13 protein-coding genes are annotated in these 14,778 nt (G+C 66.4%); 5 read left to right on the top strand and 8 right to left on the bottom strand.

Features of this window, described 5'->3' with window-relative positions; translation table 11 throughout:
• Positions 1 to 73: 73 nt before the first annotated feature.
• The 6 genes from IPU70_RS04090 to IPU70_RS04115 all read right to left on the bottom strand — a co-directional run bounded on the left by IPU70_RS04090 (position 74) and on the right by IPU70_RS04115 (position 6,806).
• Positions 74 to 1,423 carry an amidase gene (locus tag IPU70_RS04090; protein ID WP_207465138.1) on the bottom strand — a complete coding sequence of 450 codons (1,350 nt, stop codon included), beginning with the start codon at positions 1,421 to 1,423 and terminating at the stop codon, positions 74 to 76.
• Between the two features lie 83 nt (positions 1,424 to 1,506).
• Positions 1,507 to 2,190: a DUF2848 domain-containing protein gene (locus tag IPU70_RS04095; RefSeq protein ID WP_207465141.1), complete on the bottom strand. Its 684-nt coding sequence runs from the start codon at positions 2,188 to 2,190 to the stop codon at positions 1,507 to 1,509.
• Positions 2,191 to 2,262: 72 nt separating this feature from the next.
• Positions 2,263 to 3,546, bottom strand: a complete 1,284-nt coding sequence (locus IPU70_RS04100; protein WP_207465142.1) for a TRAP transporter large permease — start codon at positions 3,544 to 3,546, stop codon at positions 2,263 to 2,265.
• Positions 3,543 to 4,163: a TRAP transporter small permease subunit gene (locus IPU70_RS04105; RefSeq protein ID WP_207465144.1), complete on the bottom strand. Its 621-nt coding sequence runs from the start codon at positions 4,161 to 4,163 to the stop codon at positions 3,543 to 3,545. Before IPU70_RS04105 ends, IPU70_RS04100 begins: the two co-directional genes overlap by 4 nt.
• 269 nt (positions 4,164 to 4,432) lie before the next feature.
• Positions 4,433 to 5,479: a TRAP transporter substrate-binding protein gene (locus IPU70_RS04110; RefSeq protein ID WP_207465147.1), complete on the bottom strand. Its 1,047-nt coding sequence runs from the start codon at positions 5,477 to 5,479 to the stop codon at positions 4,433 to 4,435.
• A 421-nt stretch (positions 5,480 to 5,900) separates the two neighbouring features.
• Entirely contained in the window at positions 5,901 to 6,806 is a 906-nt protein-coding gene (locus IPU70_RS04115; protein ID WP_013394024.1) for a LysR family transcriptional regulator, read from the bottom strand.
• Between the two features lie 87 nt (positions 6,807 to 6,893).
• Here IPU70_RS04115 and IPU70_RS04120 point away from each other — a divergent pair, with 87 nt between their 5' ends.
• Together IPU70_RS04120 and fabV are read left to right on the top strand one after the other, a co-directional pair.
• Positions 6,894 to 7,853 carry a DMT family transporter gene (locus tag IPU70_RS04120; RefSeq protein ID WP_207465149.1) on the top strand — a complete coding sequence of 320 codons (960 nt, stop codon included), beginning with the start codon at positions 6,894 to 6,896 and terminating at the stop codon, positions 7,851 to 7,853.
• A 97-nt stretch (positions 7,854 to 7,950) separates the two neighbouring features.
• Complete coding sequence (gene fabV, locus IPU70_RS04125) at positions 7,951 to 9,141, top strand: enoyl-ACP reductase FabV (RefSeq protein ID WP_207465151.1); 1,191 nt, start codon at positions 7,951 to 7,953, stop codon at positions 9,139 to 9,141.
• Between the two features lie 9 nt (positions 9,142 to 9,150).
• On the opposite strand, the gene serB is transcribed toward fabV, so the two are convergent.
• Together serB and IPU70_RS04135 are read right to left on the bottom strand one after the other, a co-directional pair.
• Positions 9,151 to 9,864 (bottom strand): phosphoserine phosphatase SerB, encoded by a 714-nt coding sequence (gene serB / locus IPU70_RS04130; protein ID WP_207465153.1) that lies wholly within the window; start codon positions 9,862 to 9,864, stop codon positions 9,151 to 9,153.
• A gap of 13 nt (positions 9,865 to 9,877) precedes the next feature.
• Positions 9,878 to 10,786, bottom strand: a complete 909-nt coding sequence (locus IPU70_RS04135; RefSeq protein WP_207465155.1) for a LysR substrate-binding domain-containing protein — start codon at positions 10,784 to 10,786, stop codon at positions 9,878 to 9,880.
• 244 nt (positions 10,787 to 11,030) lie between these two features.
• Here IPU70_RS04135 and IPU70_RS04140 point away from each other — a divergent pair, with 244 nt between their 5' ends.
• Genes IPU70_RS04140 through IPU70_RS04150 form a run of 3 tightly spaced genes read left to right on the top strand, consistent with a single transcriptional unit; the run spans position 11,031 to position 14,773 of the window.
• The gene (locus IPU70_RS04140; protein ID WP_207465157.1) at positions 11,031 to 12,107 is read left to right on the top strand and encodes an ABC transporter ATP-binding protein; all 1,077 of its coding nucleotides are present in this window, start codon (positions 11,031 to 11,033) and stop codon (positions 12,105 to 12,107) included.
• 13 nt (positions 12,108 to 12,120) lie between these two features.
• Positions 12,121 to 13,767, top strand: a complete 1,647-nt coding sequence (locus tag IPU70_RS04145) for an iron ABC transporter permease (RefSeq protein ID WP_013394030.1) — start codon at positions 12,121 to 12,123, stop codon at positions 13,765 to 13,767.
• Positions 13,768 to 13,789: 22 nt separating this feature from the next.
• Positions 13,790 to 14,773, top strand: a complete 984-nt coding sequence (locus IPU70_RS04150; protein ID WP_207465159.1) for an ABC transporter substrate-binding protein — start codon at positions 13,790 to 13,792, stop codon at positions 14,771 to 14,773.
• Positions 14,774 to 14,778: the final 5 nt, after the last annotated feature.

Genomic DNA, 14,778 nt, shown 5'->3' on the forward strand with positions numbered 1-14,778 from the left:
CGGCGTCCGGCTATGCAGCCGCCATCTTAGCGCCCGGGGCGGGCCGGCGGCCGCCGCCCGCCCCGGCCGTGCATCACTGGCCGGCGTACAGCGCTTCCACCGCCAGGCCGATGCTCAGGATGCGGCGGTCGGCGCCATTGCTGCCGGCGATCATCAGCCCCACCGGCGCCGTGCCGGACGCATGGCAAGGCAGCGACAGCGCGCAGCCATCCAGGAAATTGATCAGCGTCGGATTGCGCAGGATCAGGCCGTTGGCCGCGTAGTAAGCATCGTCCGACTTCTGCAGGTCGGCGACCGCCGGCGCCACGATCGGCGTGGTCGGCATGATCAGGGCGTCATAACCGGCGATGCGGCGGTCCACCGCCGCCACCCAGGCTTCGCGCGCGTCCAGCAGGTCCAGGTAGTCGGCCGCGCTCATGTCCTTGCCGCGCATGATGCGCGACACCACGCGCGGGTCATAGCGCTTGCCGGCGCGGGCGATCAAATCGCGGTGCCAGGCCCAGGCCTCGGCAGCGGTGAAGCCGCCCTTGGCATTGATGGCGGCAAGTTCCGCGAACTCCGGAATCGCGATCTCTTCGACCAGCGCGCCGGCGTCCTTCAAGCGGCTGACCGCGGCCGCAAAGCTGTCGGCGACGTGCTTGTCCATGGCGTCCAGCGCCAAGGTGGTCGGGATGGCCAGGCGCAAACCGCGCAGCGTCGCCGCTTCCGGCACCGGGCCGCCGTCGCCGGACAGGATGGCATCCAGCTCGGCGCAGCAGCGCACGCTGGCGGCGATGGGGCCGATGGAATCCAGATTGGCCGACAGCGGCAGCACGCCTTCCATGGAGACGCGCCAGGCGCTGGGCTTGAAGCCCGTCAGGCCGCAAAGCGCTGCGGGGATGCGCACCGAGCCGCCGGTGTCCGAACCGATGGCGGCTGCCGCCATGCCATCGGCGACCGAGACGGCGGCGCCCGAGGACGAGCCGCCGGGAATGCGGCCGGTGGCGCGGTCGTAGGGATTCAGCGGCGTGCCGTAATGGGGGTTGATGCCCAGGCCCGAATAGGCAAATTCGGTCATGTTGGTGCGGCCGATGATGACCGCGCCCGCCGCCACCAGACGACGCACGACTTCGGCGTCGGCGTCGGCCGCCGGCTCGCCTTCGCGCGCCACGGAACCCGCCATCGTGGTCTCGCCCTCGATGTCGAACAGGTCCTTGATGCTGATGGGCAAGCCCTCGATCGCGGAGCGGACAATGCCGGCCGCGCGCAGCGTGTCGGACGCCTGCGCCTGGGCCAGCGCCGTATCGGCGTACAAGCGGGTGTAGGCGCGCGCGCCCTCGCCCGCTACGTCCTGGGCGCGGGCCAGCGCGGCCCGCGTCAGTTCCACGGAGCTGCTGCGGCCCTCTTGCAGGGCCAGGGTCAGATCATTCAGAGTCGAAACCATAGTCATCCTAGTGCCGCCTTGCGGCATGAGTGCAAACAGGCGCGCCCGCGGGCGCGCCTGGCGATAGGCGCCGGAGGCCGGAATCAGGCCACCACGGGCAGCGTCTCGACATGATAGCGGTGACGCAGGCTGCGCTGCCGGCGCGGGTCGTGCAACTCCATCGTGAAGTCGACCGAGGGGCGGATGCCGCCGATCGCGCCCACGGTGCCGCAAGTCATGCCGGCGCCCGCCGGCAGCACGGCCGAACCGCCGGTATAGCCGGCCACCAGGTCCTGCGGCGTGCGCAGCGACGCCAGCGGACCTTCTTGATACAGCACTTCCACGCCGTTCTCGACGATGTAGGAACGGATCACGAGTTCGTCCCAGTAGTCGGCCACATCGGCCAGGCGCCAGGCGCTATTGGCCAGCGGCTTGACGCAGACCTGCTTGGACATCGCCACGCTATAGGTCTCCAGCTTGCGGTCGGTGTGGTCCGAGGCGATGCTGACGTACATCTCGCCGTCCACCGCGAACACGAAGGTTTCCACTTCGCCCGAGGAGTCCTCGCCCAGGGCCTGCACGGTTTCCTTCTGGGTCAGCTGGTTGTCGGCGATGCGGTAGTACAACGGCACGCTGCTGGGACGCGGCACGCCGATGGCGGCCAACTCTTCGATGTGGTGCTCGATCGCGGCGATGTCGCGTCCGGCCCAGCCAGCGACGATCAGGGTGTCGAACTCGACTTCGACCTGGCGGGGTTGCGAATCTTCGATCTGGAATACGGCTTTCATATCTGTCCTGCTGAAATAAGAGGATGAAGAACGCGGCGGCTTGCCGCGCCCGGGATGTCTATGGAATGGATATCAGCCGAACACGCGCGGCAGCCACAGCGCCACGTCCGGCCAGAAAGCCAGCAGCGCCAGCATCACGAACATGGCCAGCACGAACGGCAGGCTGCCGACGATGACCGCGCTCATGGAACCGCTCTTGCGCAGGCTTTGCACCACGAACAGGTTCAGGCCCACGGGCGGGGTGATCAGCGCGGCTTCGACCAGGATGATGATGACGATGCCCAGCCAGATGGGATCGAAACCCAGGCCGATCATGATGGGCGCGACGATGGGGATGGTCGTGATCATCATGGACAAGGTTTCCATGAAGCAGCCCAGCACCAGGTAGAAGACCACCACGATCAGCAGCATCCAGCCGGGCGACAGGCCCAGGCCCGTGATCGACTTGGTCAGCGCGTCCGTCAGACCGGTAGCGGACATGACGAAGTTCAGGAAGCTGGCGGCCACCACGATCAGCATGATCATGGCCGTCGACCGCATGGTGCCTTCCATGACCTCGCGCAGCATCGACCACGACAGGCGGCGGAACCAGGCAGCCAGGATGAAGGCGCCCAGCACGCCCAACGCGGCCGCTTCCGTAGGCGTGGCCAGGCCGGCGTAGATGGAGCCCACCACCAGGAAGAAAATCCCCATGGGCGGCGCCAGGTGCACCAGGCTGGCGATGCGCTGGCCCCAGGTCGCCTGGATCTTCTTGCCGCCCCAGGACGGCTTGGCAACGCAGGCGATGACCACCGTCAGCATGAACAGCGCGGCCATCGCGAAGCCCGGGATGATGCCGGCCAGGTACAGCTTGGGCACCGAGGAGTTCGTCAGCACGCCATAGATGACCAGGTTGATCGACGGCGGGATCAGGATGCCCAGCGTGCCGCCGGCAGCCAGGCTGCCCAGGAACAGCGGCTCGTTGTAGCCGTACTTGCGGATCTGCGGAATGGCCACGGTGCCCACGGTCGCGGCGGTCGCCACGCTGGAGCCCGAGGTGGCCGAGAACAGCGTCGAGGCGCCGATGTTGGCGTGCATCAGCCCGCCCGGCAGCCACGACAGCCACAGGCTCATCGCGCCATACATGCGTTCGGCGAAACCAGCGCGCAGCAGCACCTCGCCCAGCATGATGAACAGCGGAATCGCCACCAGCAGGAATTCGTTGTTGGTGCTCCAGGACACTTCGCCGATCGCGCGCGTCAGCGGCAACATCGAGAACAGCGGGTCCAGGATCAGGCCCAGCACGCCCAGCGCCGCGCCCACCGGAATGGACAGGCCGATCAGCACCAGAAGCAGTATCAATGCGGTGGAAATCATGCGGCCTCTCCCTTCACCATGCGCTCGCCGGCGGCGGCTTCCTCGTCGGCCTCTTCCTGCGCCGAACGCACGCCGCAAATGTTCTTGACCAGTTCGATGTCGCCCGTGACCAGCGCGGCGGAGGCGCGCGCCAACATCAGCGCGACCGTGATGCACATCCAGCCCAGGCCCAGCAGCCACAGGCCCTGCGGAATCCACAAGGGCGTGGCCAGCGGCGTGTTGGCGGCGGATTTCTGCGCCCAGGAGGTCTGCACCACCTCGGACGCGTAATAAGTCAGGTAGACCATGAAGACCGCCAGGGCCACCATGGAGATCCAGTCCAGCACGGCCGCGATGCGCACCGGCATGTACTGGTAGACCACGTCCACGCGCACGTTGGCGCGTTGCAGCGTGGCGAACGCCAGCGCCCACGAGGTGCTGATGGCGAAAGCGTAGCTGGACAGCTCGTCCGCGCCGCCCGTCGTGAAACCCAGGAATTTGCGGGCCAGCACGTCAAACGAGATCAGCAGCACGCTGGCCACCGTCAGTGCGCCGCCGGCCCACACGGCCACGCGGGAGAAGCTCTCAGCGCGCTGCAAAAGCCCGCCCAGCAGGCGAAAGTGTTCAGTTTGAGTCATGAGTAAAACCTTTGCAGGGCCAGGCATACATCGCCGCCTCTGCGATTAACGAACGATCCCATAGGGATGCCACGAAGCCGGCTATGCCGATCTACAGCGACTCCCCCCCCCGATCGGGATGCCGCGGATCCGGCTCTGCCGGTCCGCAGGCATGCCCCCCGGGGGGAAGCGCGCAGCGCTTCGGGGGGAGTCCACCTTGCGGATCCGGCTCCGCCGGTCCGCAGGCATGCCCCCCTGGGGGGGAAGCGCGCAGCGCTTCGGGGGGGGTCTTACTTCATTGCCGTCACGCCCAGCGTCTTGCCGATCGTGGCGTTGAAGTCCTTCACGCACTGGGCCGAGCAACGCGCGGCCCACTTGGGCAGCACGGCTTCCTCGGTGACCTTCTTCAGCAGCGCGCGGTCCGCGTCCGAGGGCTGGACCAGGACCATCTTGCCCTTGACCGGGAACGGGCAAGCGGCAGCGCCCGTATTGCAGTCATAGCCTTCCTGCGTCTGGCGCGCCGCGGCGTCCCAAATGTTGTCGACCAGGGTCTTCACATTGGTCTGCAGGAACGTGCGCACCTTGGGATCCAGCTTGTCCCATGCCTTCTGGTTCACGGCGTGGATCTGCTGGTTCCAGTTGATCGGCAGCGCGACCAGGTGGGTCGATACTTCGTACCACTTGGCCGAATAGCCCGACAGCGAACCCGTGATGGCGCAATCGACCACCTTGTTCTGCAGCGCGGGGACCACTTCGCCGAAGGCCATGGTCACGCTGGAACCGCCCAGCGCCTCGACGAACTCGGCGGTGGTGCGGCTGCTGGTGCGGACCTTCTTGCCCTTGATGTCCGCCAGGCTCTTGATTTCGGCGTTGCAGAACAGCACTTGCGCGGGGTAGGTGGAAATGCCCAGCAGCTTGACGTTGTTGCCTTCGCCATACAGCTTGGCATAGACCGGCTCGAACGCGTCGGTGACGGCGCGCGCGGTCTTGACGTCAGGCGCCAGGCCGGCCAGGTCGATCGCTTCGTTGATGGGGTTGTCGCTGGCGAAGTACGCCAGGGTGGCGGTGCCGAACTCGACCACGCCTTGCGACATCAGGCGCAGCAGTTCGGGACCCTTGAGGCCCATTTCGTTGAAGCCCTTGATATCTGCCGTGACCTGGCCCTTGGACAGCTCGGGAATGGTCTTGGTCCAGAACGGCTTTTCGTAATCGTTGTAGGCGGTCAGGTTGCTCAGGCCGCCCACGACCTTCAACTGCGTCTTGGGCAGGTCCTGCGCCTGGACGGCGCCGGCCAGCAAGCCGGCGGCGACAGCGGCGAAAACTAGCGACTTCTTCATGGACAAAACTCCTAGCTGGCGGGATGGTATGCCGCGCGCCGGATCCCGTTATCCTGGCAGCGCACGGTGGCAATCGGAGAGTCTGGAGATCAGCCGCGCGACGACGGGCGTCGCACTTGCGCGGCATGGCTTGCCGCCCGGGTCTGGGAATGGGACATACACTGGTTCATGCTTTCCCCCGCTCTATGCATCCAGGCGATCGTTATTGGTGTGCCGCCATTGCAGCGTCAGGGGCGCGGAGCGTCCAATCGTATGTTGCGATACGGGGGTATAAATTTTTCTTTGGTCTCGCCCGACAGGCGCGTTGCGTTTCGCGCAGACGACGCAGTGGCGCGGCTCAGCGGGCAGCTAGCCACGCCGGGCCGCAGCCCTGCCAAATGACTGATTGCGCCGCTCTCGCGACGTTTGCTGGGGTAAACACCTAGATAGGCACCCCGTCCGCTGCCTGCTCGGCCACCTTCTGGGCCATCTGAGCGATGACGCGCACCGCGTGGCTATCCGGCCCCTGGACCCAGGTCGCCGTGAAATTCAGTTCCGGCAAGGGATCGGCCTGCACGCACAGGATGCGCAGTTCGCCGCGGGCCAATTCCTTGCCAAGGAAAACAGGCGCGATCACGCTGGTGCCGATGGCATCCTGGGTCATGCGCACCATCATCGACATCGACGCGCTACCGTACATGCGCGGCGCGGTCACCCCCGCACGCGTCAGCATGTCGCGCACCACGCGGTACGGCGCGCTGTTGGAGGGATAGGTGATGATGGGCAGCTTGCCGATCTGCTCCAATGTCAACGGTTCGGGTCCAAGGTCCAGCACCGGGCTCGCGACCCAGGCCAGCGGATAAGTGCAGAGTGGCAGATTTTCGACCCGCGCCTCCAGCACCGGCCCCATCAGGAAGGCCAGATCGATCTGGCGCGACATCAGGTGCGAACGCAACACATGGGTCGTGTCGACCTCGATCTCCAGCACCAGCGCCGGATAGTTAGAGTGGATCAGTTCGATCAGCGTGGGCAGCCAGGTCTGCACGATGGTCTCGGCCACGCCGATGCGTACCGTGCCGCTCATGACGTTCTGCTCGCGCGCGGCCTCGAACATGTCGCGCCGCACCTGCAGCATGCGTTCGGCGTGCGACAGCAGTTCATGCCCCTTGGCGGTCAGCTTCACGCCGCGCGCCTCGCGCTCGAACAGGCGCACGCCCAGGTCGGCCTCGAGCGAGGCAATGCGCTGCGATACCGCAGGCTGCGTAGTGTTGAGCTTGTCCGACGCGGCGCGAAAGCTGCCCAGCGTGGCTACCCAGAAAAAAGTTTCGATATTGCGTAGTTCGATCATCAGCCTGTTCCCCCGGCGCGATGAGCGTATCATGTCAGCCGCCCGGTACCCGCAAGCCGGCGTCCCAGCCAGATAAGGAGTTTGTCGATGACCCCGGCCGATAACGGTCGCACGCGCTCAACCGCGCCCGCCTCCGGCGGCCCGATGATGGGGGTGCTGTTGCTGGTGCTGTCGATGTGGACGTTGTCGTGCCTGGACGCCAGCGGCAAGTGGGTAATGAACGCGGGCGTGCCGCTGCTGGTGCTGTCGTGGTTCCGCTATGCCGTGCACTTGGCGCTGGTGCTGGCCCTGGTGCTGCCTGCGCGCGGCCTGGGCGTTTTTCGCAGCAAGAAGCCGCGCGAACAGATCCTGCGCGGCGGCTCGATGTTCCTGGCCACGCTGATGTTCTTCACCACGCTGAGCTACATCCCGCAGGCCGAGGCCACCGCCATCAACTTCCTGGCGCCGCTGCTGGTGCTGTCGGCCGCGCCCTGGGTGCTCAAGGAACCTGCCCGCCTGTCGCGTTTCGTCGCCGCGGGCATCGCTTTCATCGGCGTGATCATCGTGATCCGTCCCGGCGGCGGCCTGGATCCCGTCGGCACGGTGTTCGGCCTGCTCACGGCCTGTTGTTTCGCAGTGCAATTCATTGCGACGCGCCGCGTTGCGGGCGACGACCCGTTCACCTCGCTGATCTGGAGCGGCGCCGTCGGCACGATCTGCCTGACGCTGGCCCTGCCCTTCATCCTACCGCCCGCCCTGCCCATCCTCAAGGCGCTGGCGCCGCTGGACTGGGTCGTGCTGATTTCCACCGGCATCACCGGCGGCCTGGGCCATCTGTTCCAGATCGCCGCCTACCGCCGCGCGCCCGCATCCACCCTGGCGCCCTTCGTCTACCTGCAGATCATCAGCGCCACCTCGGTCGGTTGGCTGGTCTGGGGCCATTTCCCGGATCCGCTGACCTGGCTGGGCATCGCCATCATCTGCGCCAGCGGTATCGGCATCGGCCTGATCGAATGGCGCCGCAGCCGCGCCCAGGCCGCGCCGCTGGCCCGGGCCGGCGTGCGCTGAGCCGGCAGCGCGCCGGCGCCTCCTCCCGTACAATGCGGGTCGCTTTTTGCGCTTTCGCGCATGGGCGATCCAGGCATTTCCCCGAATCGAGGCTCCCATGATCATCAAGCCCCGCGTGCGCGGTTTCATCTGCGTCACCACCCATCCGGCCGGCTGCGCCGCCAACGTCCGCAACCAGATCGACTACGTCCAGGCCCAGGGGCCCATCGCTGGCGGGCCGAAACGCGTGCTGGTGCTGGGAGCTTCCACCGGCTATGGCCTGGCGGCGCGGATCAGCGCGGCCTTCGGCTGCGGCGCGCAGACCCTGGGCGTGTTCTTCGAACGGCCCGGCGACGCCGCCAAGGCCGGCACCCCGGGCTGGTACAACAGCGCCGCCTTCCATGAGCAGGCCCATGCCGCCGGGCTCTACGCCAAAAGCATCAATGGCGACGCCTTCTCCGACGAGATCAAGCGCAAGACCATAGATCTCATCAAGCAGGACCTCGGCCAGGTCGACCAGGTGATCTACAGCCTGGCCGCGCCGCGTCGCACGCACCCGAAAACCGGGGAAGTCTTCAATTCCACGCTCAAGCCCATCGGCCAGGCGGTGAACCTGCGCGGCCTGGACACCGACCGTGAAGTGGTCAAGGAATCCGTGCTGGAACCCGCCACCCAGGCCGAGATCGACGCCACCGTCGCTGTCATGGGCGGCGAAGACTGGCAGATGTGGATCGACGCCCTGCTGGAAGCGGGCGTGCTGGCCGAAGGCGCCACCACCACGGCCTTCACCTACCTGGGCGAGAAGATCACCCACGACATCTACTGGAACGGCTCCATCGGCGCCGCCAAGAAGGACCTGGACCAGAAGGTGCTGGAAATCCGCGCCAAGCTGGCCGCGCGCGGCGGCGACGCCCGCGTGTCGGTGCTCAAGGCGGTGGTGACGCAGGCCAGCTCGGCGATCCCCATGATGCCGCTCTACCTGTCACTGCTGTTCAAGACCATGAAGGAAGCTGGCACGCATGAAGGCTGCATCGAACAGGTCTATGGCCTGTACCGCGACAGCCTCTGCGGCCAAGCGCCCATCCTGGACCAGGACGGCCGCCTGCGCGCCGACTACAAGGAACTGGATCCCGAAATACAGGCCCGCGTGCAGGCGCTGTGGAGCCAGGTCACCAACGACAACATCTACCAGCTGACGGATTTCGCGGGCTACAAGCAGGACTTCCTGCGTCTGTTCGGCTTCGAGATCGATGGCGTCGACTACGAGGCCGACACCGATCCGGCCGTGGAAATCCGCGGCCTGGCGTAAACCCCGCCGCTAGCGGGCCATCAGCTCCAGCAGGCGGTCCAGGCCGCCTTCATCGATGGCCACCTTGACCTCCTCGCGCACAGCCGGCTTGGCGCGGTAACCCACCGACAAGCCTGCCGTCCGCATCATCGGCAGATCGTTGGCGCCGTCGCCCACGGCGATGGCGCGCTCCGGTCCCACGCCCAGCGCCGCACACACTTCGAGCAGCTTGCGGCGCTTCTCCTCGCCGTCGCAGATATCGCCCCAGGCCTGGGGCAGCAGCCGGCCCGTCAGGCGGCCATGTTCCACTTCGAGCACATTGGCGCGCACGTCGTCCAGGCCCAGCCGCAGCCGCAGCCTGTCGGTGAAGCAGGTGAAGCCGCCCGTCACCAGCAGGCAGGTGAGGCCCGCGGCCTTGCACGCGGCGATCAGCGTTTCCGCGCCCGGGTTGATGCGCACGCGCTGCTCATAGACCTCGTCCAGCGCCGCCTCGGGCATGCCCGCCAGCAACGCCACGCGCTCGCGCAGGCTTTGCTTGTAGTCCTTGATCTCGCCGCGCATCGCGGCTTCGGTCAGCGCCGCCACCTCGGCCTTCTTGCCCATCAAGTCCGCCATCTCGTCCAGCGTCTCGATCGAGATCAGCGTGGAGTCCATGTCGAACGCGATGAGCTTGTAGTCCGTCAGCGCCAGCGGAGGCGCAATGCCGCGCCAGTGCAGGCCGGGTATCGTCGAGGCGGAATGCATGAAAGATCCTTGTCTATGCGGGGTGGGAGGGGTCGCGCCCTTGTTCGCGCAGCCACTCGATGAACAATAGCGCCGACGCGGCGGCCGGGCCGTCCTGCCGGTACAGCGCGTGGATGCCGGCGTTGGGCAGTTGCGGGCCGGCGAACAGCGGGCGCAGCCGGTCGGCGCGGATATCGTCTTCCAGCAGGCACCAGGGCGCCAGCGCGATGCCGAGGTCGTTCATGGCAGCCTGGATGCACAAGAACTGGTGGTCGAACACCGGCCCGGGCAACTGCGCGGGCACGTCCACCTTGGCCAGCGCGAACCAGCGCGGCCAGTGGTCCATGCCGCCCGCGATCTTCAGCAGCGGATGCCCCAGGCAATCCGCAGGCGCGGCCAGGCGGTTGCGCTCGATGAAGCGCGGCGACGCCACCGGCACGTGAAAGTCGTCCAGGCAGTGCACACAGGCCAGGTCCGAATGCGCCATGTAGCCATGGCGGATGAGCACGTCGCTGCCCGTATCGCCGCCACGGTCCAGGAAAGAGCGCCCCTGCGTGGTGAGCTGCACGTCCACGCCCGGATGCCGCGCCTGGAACGCCGACAGGCGCGGAATCAGCCATTTCATGGTCAGGGACGGCGTGGCGCAGACGCGCAGCACGCCGCCATAAGCGGGCGATTTCAGCTTGGCGGTCGCGGCCGCGATACGCTCCAGGCTGGCCTGGATCTCGGGAAAATAGGCCTGGGCGCAAGGCAGCAGCGCCACGCCGCGCGCCTCGCGCGCGAACAGGGGCTGCCCCACGTACTCTTCGAGTATGCGGATCTGCTGGCTGACCGCGCTGTGCGTGATGCTCAGTTCATCGGCGGCCGCGGTGAAGCTGCGCAAACGCGCCGCGGCTTCGAACACGCGCAAGGCCTTGAGCGGCGGCAGGCTCTGCCCCGCCATCTCAGTTGCGGCCCGCCCGCGCGCCGGCCCGGCGCCGCGCTGTGCTGCTCTTTCCCACGTTTTCCCTTGTCGTCTATTTTTCTATGGGCGCGGCTTGCGCGCGCCTCCGCTATCCAGCCGCATTCTAGGTGATAGCCCGCGCGCCGACCTCTTAGAAAAACTAACGACTACCCTTAAAAAACACCGCTGGTCGGGGGCGCAGCGCGTTCCTATGATGCCGACAACCTCAAGCAGGAAGCGAAACATGGCATCAATCACCGTAGACGGCATCGTCAAGACTTTCGGCGGGCAGCAAGTGCTGCGCAATCTGTCGCTGCACATACCCGACGGCGCGTTCTACACGCTGCTGGGACCCAGCGGCTGCGGCAAGACCACGTTGCTGCGCTGCATTGCCGGCTTCTATGCGCCCGACGGCGGACGCCTGCTGTTCGACCAGGACGACGTGACCCATGTATCCGCGCACCGCCGCGACATCGGCATGGTGTTCCAGGACTATGCGCTGTTCCCCGACAAGACCGCCTTCGACAACGTCGCCTACGGCCTGCGCGCCCGCGGCGTGGCGCGCGCCGAAATCACGCGGCGCGTCAATGAGGCGCTGGACAAGGTCGGGCTGCTGGCCCTGGCGGAACGTTATCCCGCGCAGATGAGCGGCGGGCAGCGCCAGCGCGTGGCCCTGGCGCGCGCGCTGGTGATCCGCCCGCGCGTGCTGCTGATGGACGAACCCCTGTCCAACCTGGACGCCAAGATGCGTCTGCAAATGCGCGACGTGATCCTGGACCTGGTGCGCGAGGCCGGCATTACCACGGTGTTCGTGACGCATGACCAGGAAGAAGCCCTGGCGATGTCCGACCGCATCGCCATCATGGATCGCGGCGACATCGCCCAGCTGGGCACGCCGGAAGAACTCTACGGCACGCCGGTCAACGCCTATGTGGCGGACTTCATCGGCTCGGCCAACGTGATCCCGGTGCCGGCCCGCAACGGCCAGACAGGCGCTCCCGCCGGCCATGTGCGCTACGAGATCTGCGGCCTGGGCTTTGACGGCGTGCAAGGCAGCGACCAGCTGGACGGCAAGGGCGTGCTCATCGCCCGCCCGGAGGAACTGGCCCTGATGGCGCCCGCCCCTTACGTGCCCAATACCTTGCCCGGCAAGGTGCTGCGCCGGCAGTACCTGGGCTTCAAGACGGCCTACCGCATCGCGCTGGACAATGGTTCCGAGATCCGCGTCGAACTGCATGCCGGCAATATGGTGGCGCAGTTCCAGCCCGGCGAAGCCGTGCAGGTGCTGATCCCGGCCGACAGCCGCGTCGTCAACGCCTGAGGACGCCCCGACCATGAAAATCAAATGGTGGCCCTGGGGCATCCTGACCGCGATCAGCCTGGCCTTGCTGCTGTTCTTCGTGCTTTATCCGCTGGGCGTGCTGTTCAGCAACAGCGTCACCGGGCAGGACGGCGGCTTCACGCTGGAGGGCTTCAAGGCCCTGCTGGCCGATTCGCAGTATGTGGAGGCCTTCGGCAACACCCTGATCCTGGGCCTGGCGGTCACGACCTGCACGGTGCTGGTGGGCGTGCCTTTCGCCTACATGGTGGCGCGCTTCGACTTTCCGCTGAAGAACCTGGTGGCGATCCTGCCGGTGCTGACGATTGTGATCCCTGAGATCATCGTCGGCCAGTCCTGGCTGCTGATCCTGGGCAACAACGGCATCCTGACCAATCTGCTGGGCGACGCCGGCATCTCGCTGCCTTCGTTCTACGGCTGGACCGGCATGGTGTTCTCCATGACGCTGGTCTACTACACCTACATCTACCTGGGCGTGCTGGCGGCGTTGCGCGGCTTCGACGGCCAGCTGGAAGAAGCCGGCCTGAGCCTGGGCACGCCGCCGCTGCTGACCAAGCTGCGCGTGCTGGTGCCGGTGCTGCTGCCGGCGGTGCTGGTCAACGCACTGGTGGTGTTCACGCTGGTGGTGGGCAACTTCGCCCTGGCCATGCTGCTGGGCAGCCGCGTGCCGCTGCTCTCGGTCATGACGTACAACACCTTCGTCAGCGAAATGGGCGGCAGCCCGACGCTGCAGAGCGCCATGTCGGTAGTGTCCATCGCCATCGTCGCCATCGTGCTGTTCTTCCAGAAGCGCGTGGTCGAACGCAAGGTCTACACCATGACGCAGGGGCGCGCGCCGGCCGCCACCCGCGTGCGGTCGTGGACCGCCCTGCTCTACACCAGCGGCGTCGGGCTGATCATCTTCATTTCGCTGCTGCCGCTCATCGTGGTGTTCATCGCCGCCTTCACCAAGACCAGCGGGCCGGTGATGCAATGGGGCCAGTGGTCCTTGGCCAGCATGCAGCGCGCGCTGCATGGCGCGCCGGAGCCCATCCTGAACTCGCTCAAGTTCGCGTCCCTGGCCACGGTGTTGGGCGTGGCCTTCGCGGTGCTGGTGAGCTACCTGACGATCAAGAAGCGCAGCGCATCCACCCAGGTGCTGGACTACATCGTGGTGCTGCCGCTGACCATTTCCGGCACGGTGCTGGGCATCGCGCTGGTGCAGACCTTCAACACCGGCTGGCTGGTACTGGCGGGCACGTCGGGAATCATGGTGCTTTGCTACACGGTGCGGCGCCTGCCCTTCGCGGTGCGCAACGCGTCGTCGGTGCTGTTCAACATCCCCGAATCGATCGAGGAGGCCTCGATCAGCCTGGGCGTGTCTCCGCTCATGACGTTTTTCAAGGTAGTCCTGCCCGCGATGAAGGCATCCATCATCTCGGCAGCCATCCTGATGTGGCTCACCACCATCTCCGAGCTGTCGGCCTCCATCGTCGCCTACAGCGGCGGCCTGGAGACCATGCCCATCGCCATCTTCCGCCAGGTCGACGGCGGCAGGCTGGGCATGGCGTCGGCCTACGGCGCGGCGTTGGTCACGGTCATCGTGCTGCCCATCATCGTGTCGGTCAAGGCGTTCCGCATCAAGCTGTTCTCCGGTAAATAACCCACTCGCACAGAGGCTAACCATGCAACTCAAGCACCTACTTCAGTACAGCGTCCTGGCCGCCGCCCTGGCCACCGGCGCCGCGCAGGCCCAGAACGTCGTGCTCTATTCGTCCAACAACACGGAGACGATCGAAACCGCCCTGGACGCGGTGAAGCAGAAGTCGCCGAAATTGAACGTGCAGCCCGTCACCGGCGGCACCGGCACGATGATGAAACGCATCGAGGCGGAAGCGCAGAACCCGCGCGGCGACCTGTTCTGGAGCGGCGGCTTCGGCACGCTGGGCGCCTACCGCCAGCACCTGCAGCCTTACCGCCCGGCCGACCTGGACAAGATCCCCACCGAGTTCCGCGGTCCGGACGACCTGTGGGTCGGCACCAACGTGCACGTCATGGTGATGATGGTCAACGAACGCCAGCTCAAGGGCCTGCCGGCCCCGGCCACCTGGTCCGACCTGATGCAGCCGCAGTGGAAGAACAAGTTCGCCATCACCGATCCGTCCAAGAGCGGCACGGCCTACATGCTGGTGTACGGCCTCTTCAAGCAGTTCGGCCAGGAAGGCCTGGACAAGATCGCGGCCAACGCGGTGGTCACGGCCTCGTCGGGCACCACCTACAAGGGCGTGGCCGCGGGCGAGTATGCCGTCGGCATGACGCTGGAATACGCCGCGCAGGAATACGTGGCCGGCGGCCAGAAGGAGATCAAGCTGGTCTACCCGACCGAGGGCAGCTACCTGGCGCCTGAAGGCATGTTCATCATCAAGGGCGCGAAGAACATGGACGCCGCGAAGGCGCTGTACGACGGCCTCTTGAGCAAGGAATCGCAGGAAGCCCAGCTGGTGAAGAACTTCCGCCGCCCGACCCGCACCGACGTGGCCGTGGCCAGCCTGACCACCTTGCCTGAACTGAAGACCATCAAGATCTTCCCGGTCAGCCAGGATGCGGCGGCGAAGGAGTATGAGGCGGTGGTAGCGGCCTGGAACCAGGCGGTCGCCAAATCCAAATAGGCAGG

Source organism: Achromobacter sp. SD115 (genome assembly GCF_017355315.1).
GTDB classification, from domain to species: Bacteria; Pseudomonadota; Gammaproteobacteria; order Burkholderiales; family Burkholderiaceae_B; genus Achromobacter; species Achromobacter xylosoxidans_B.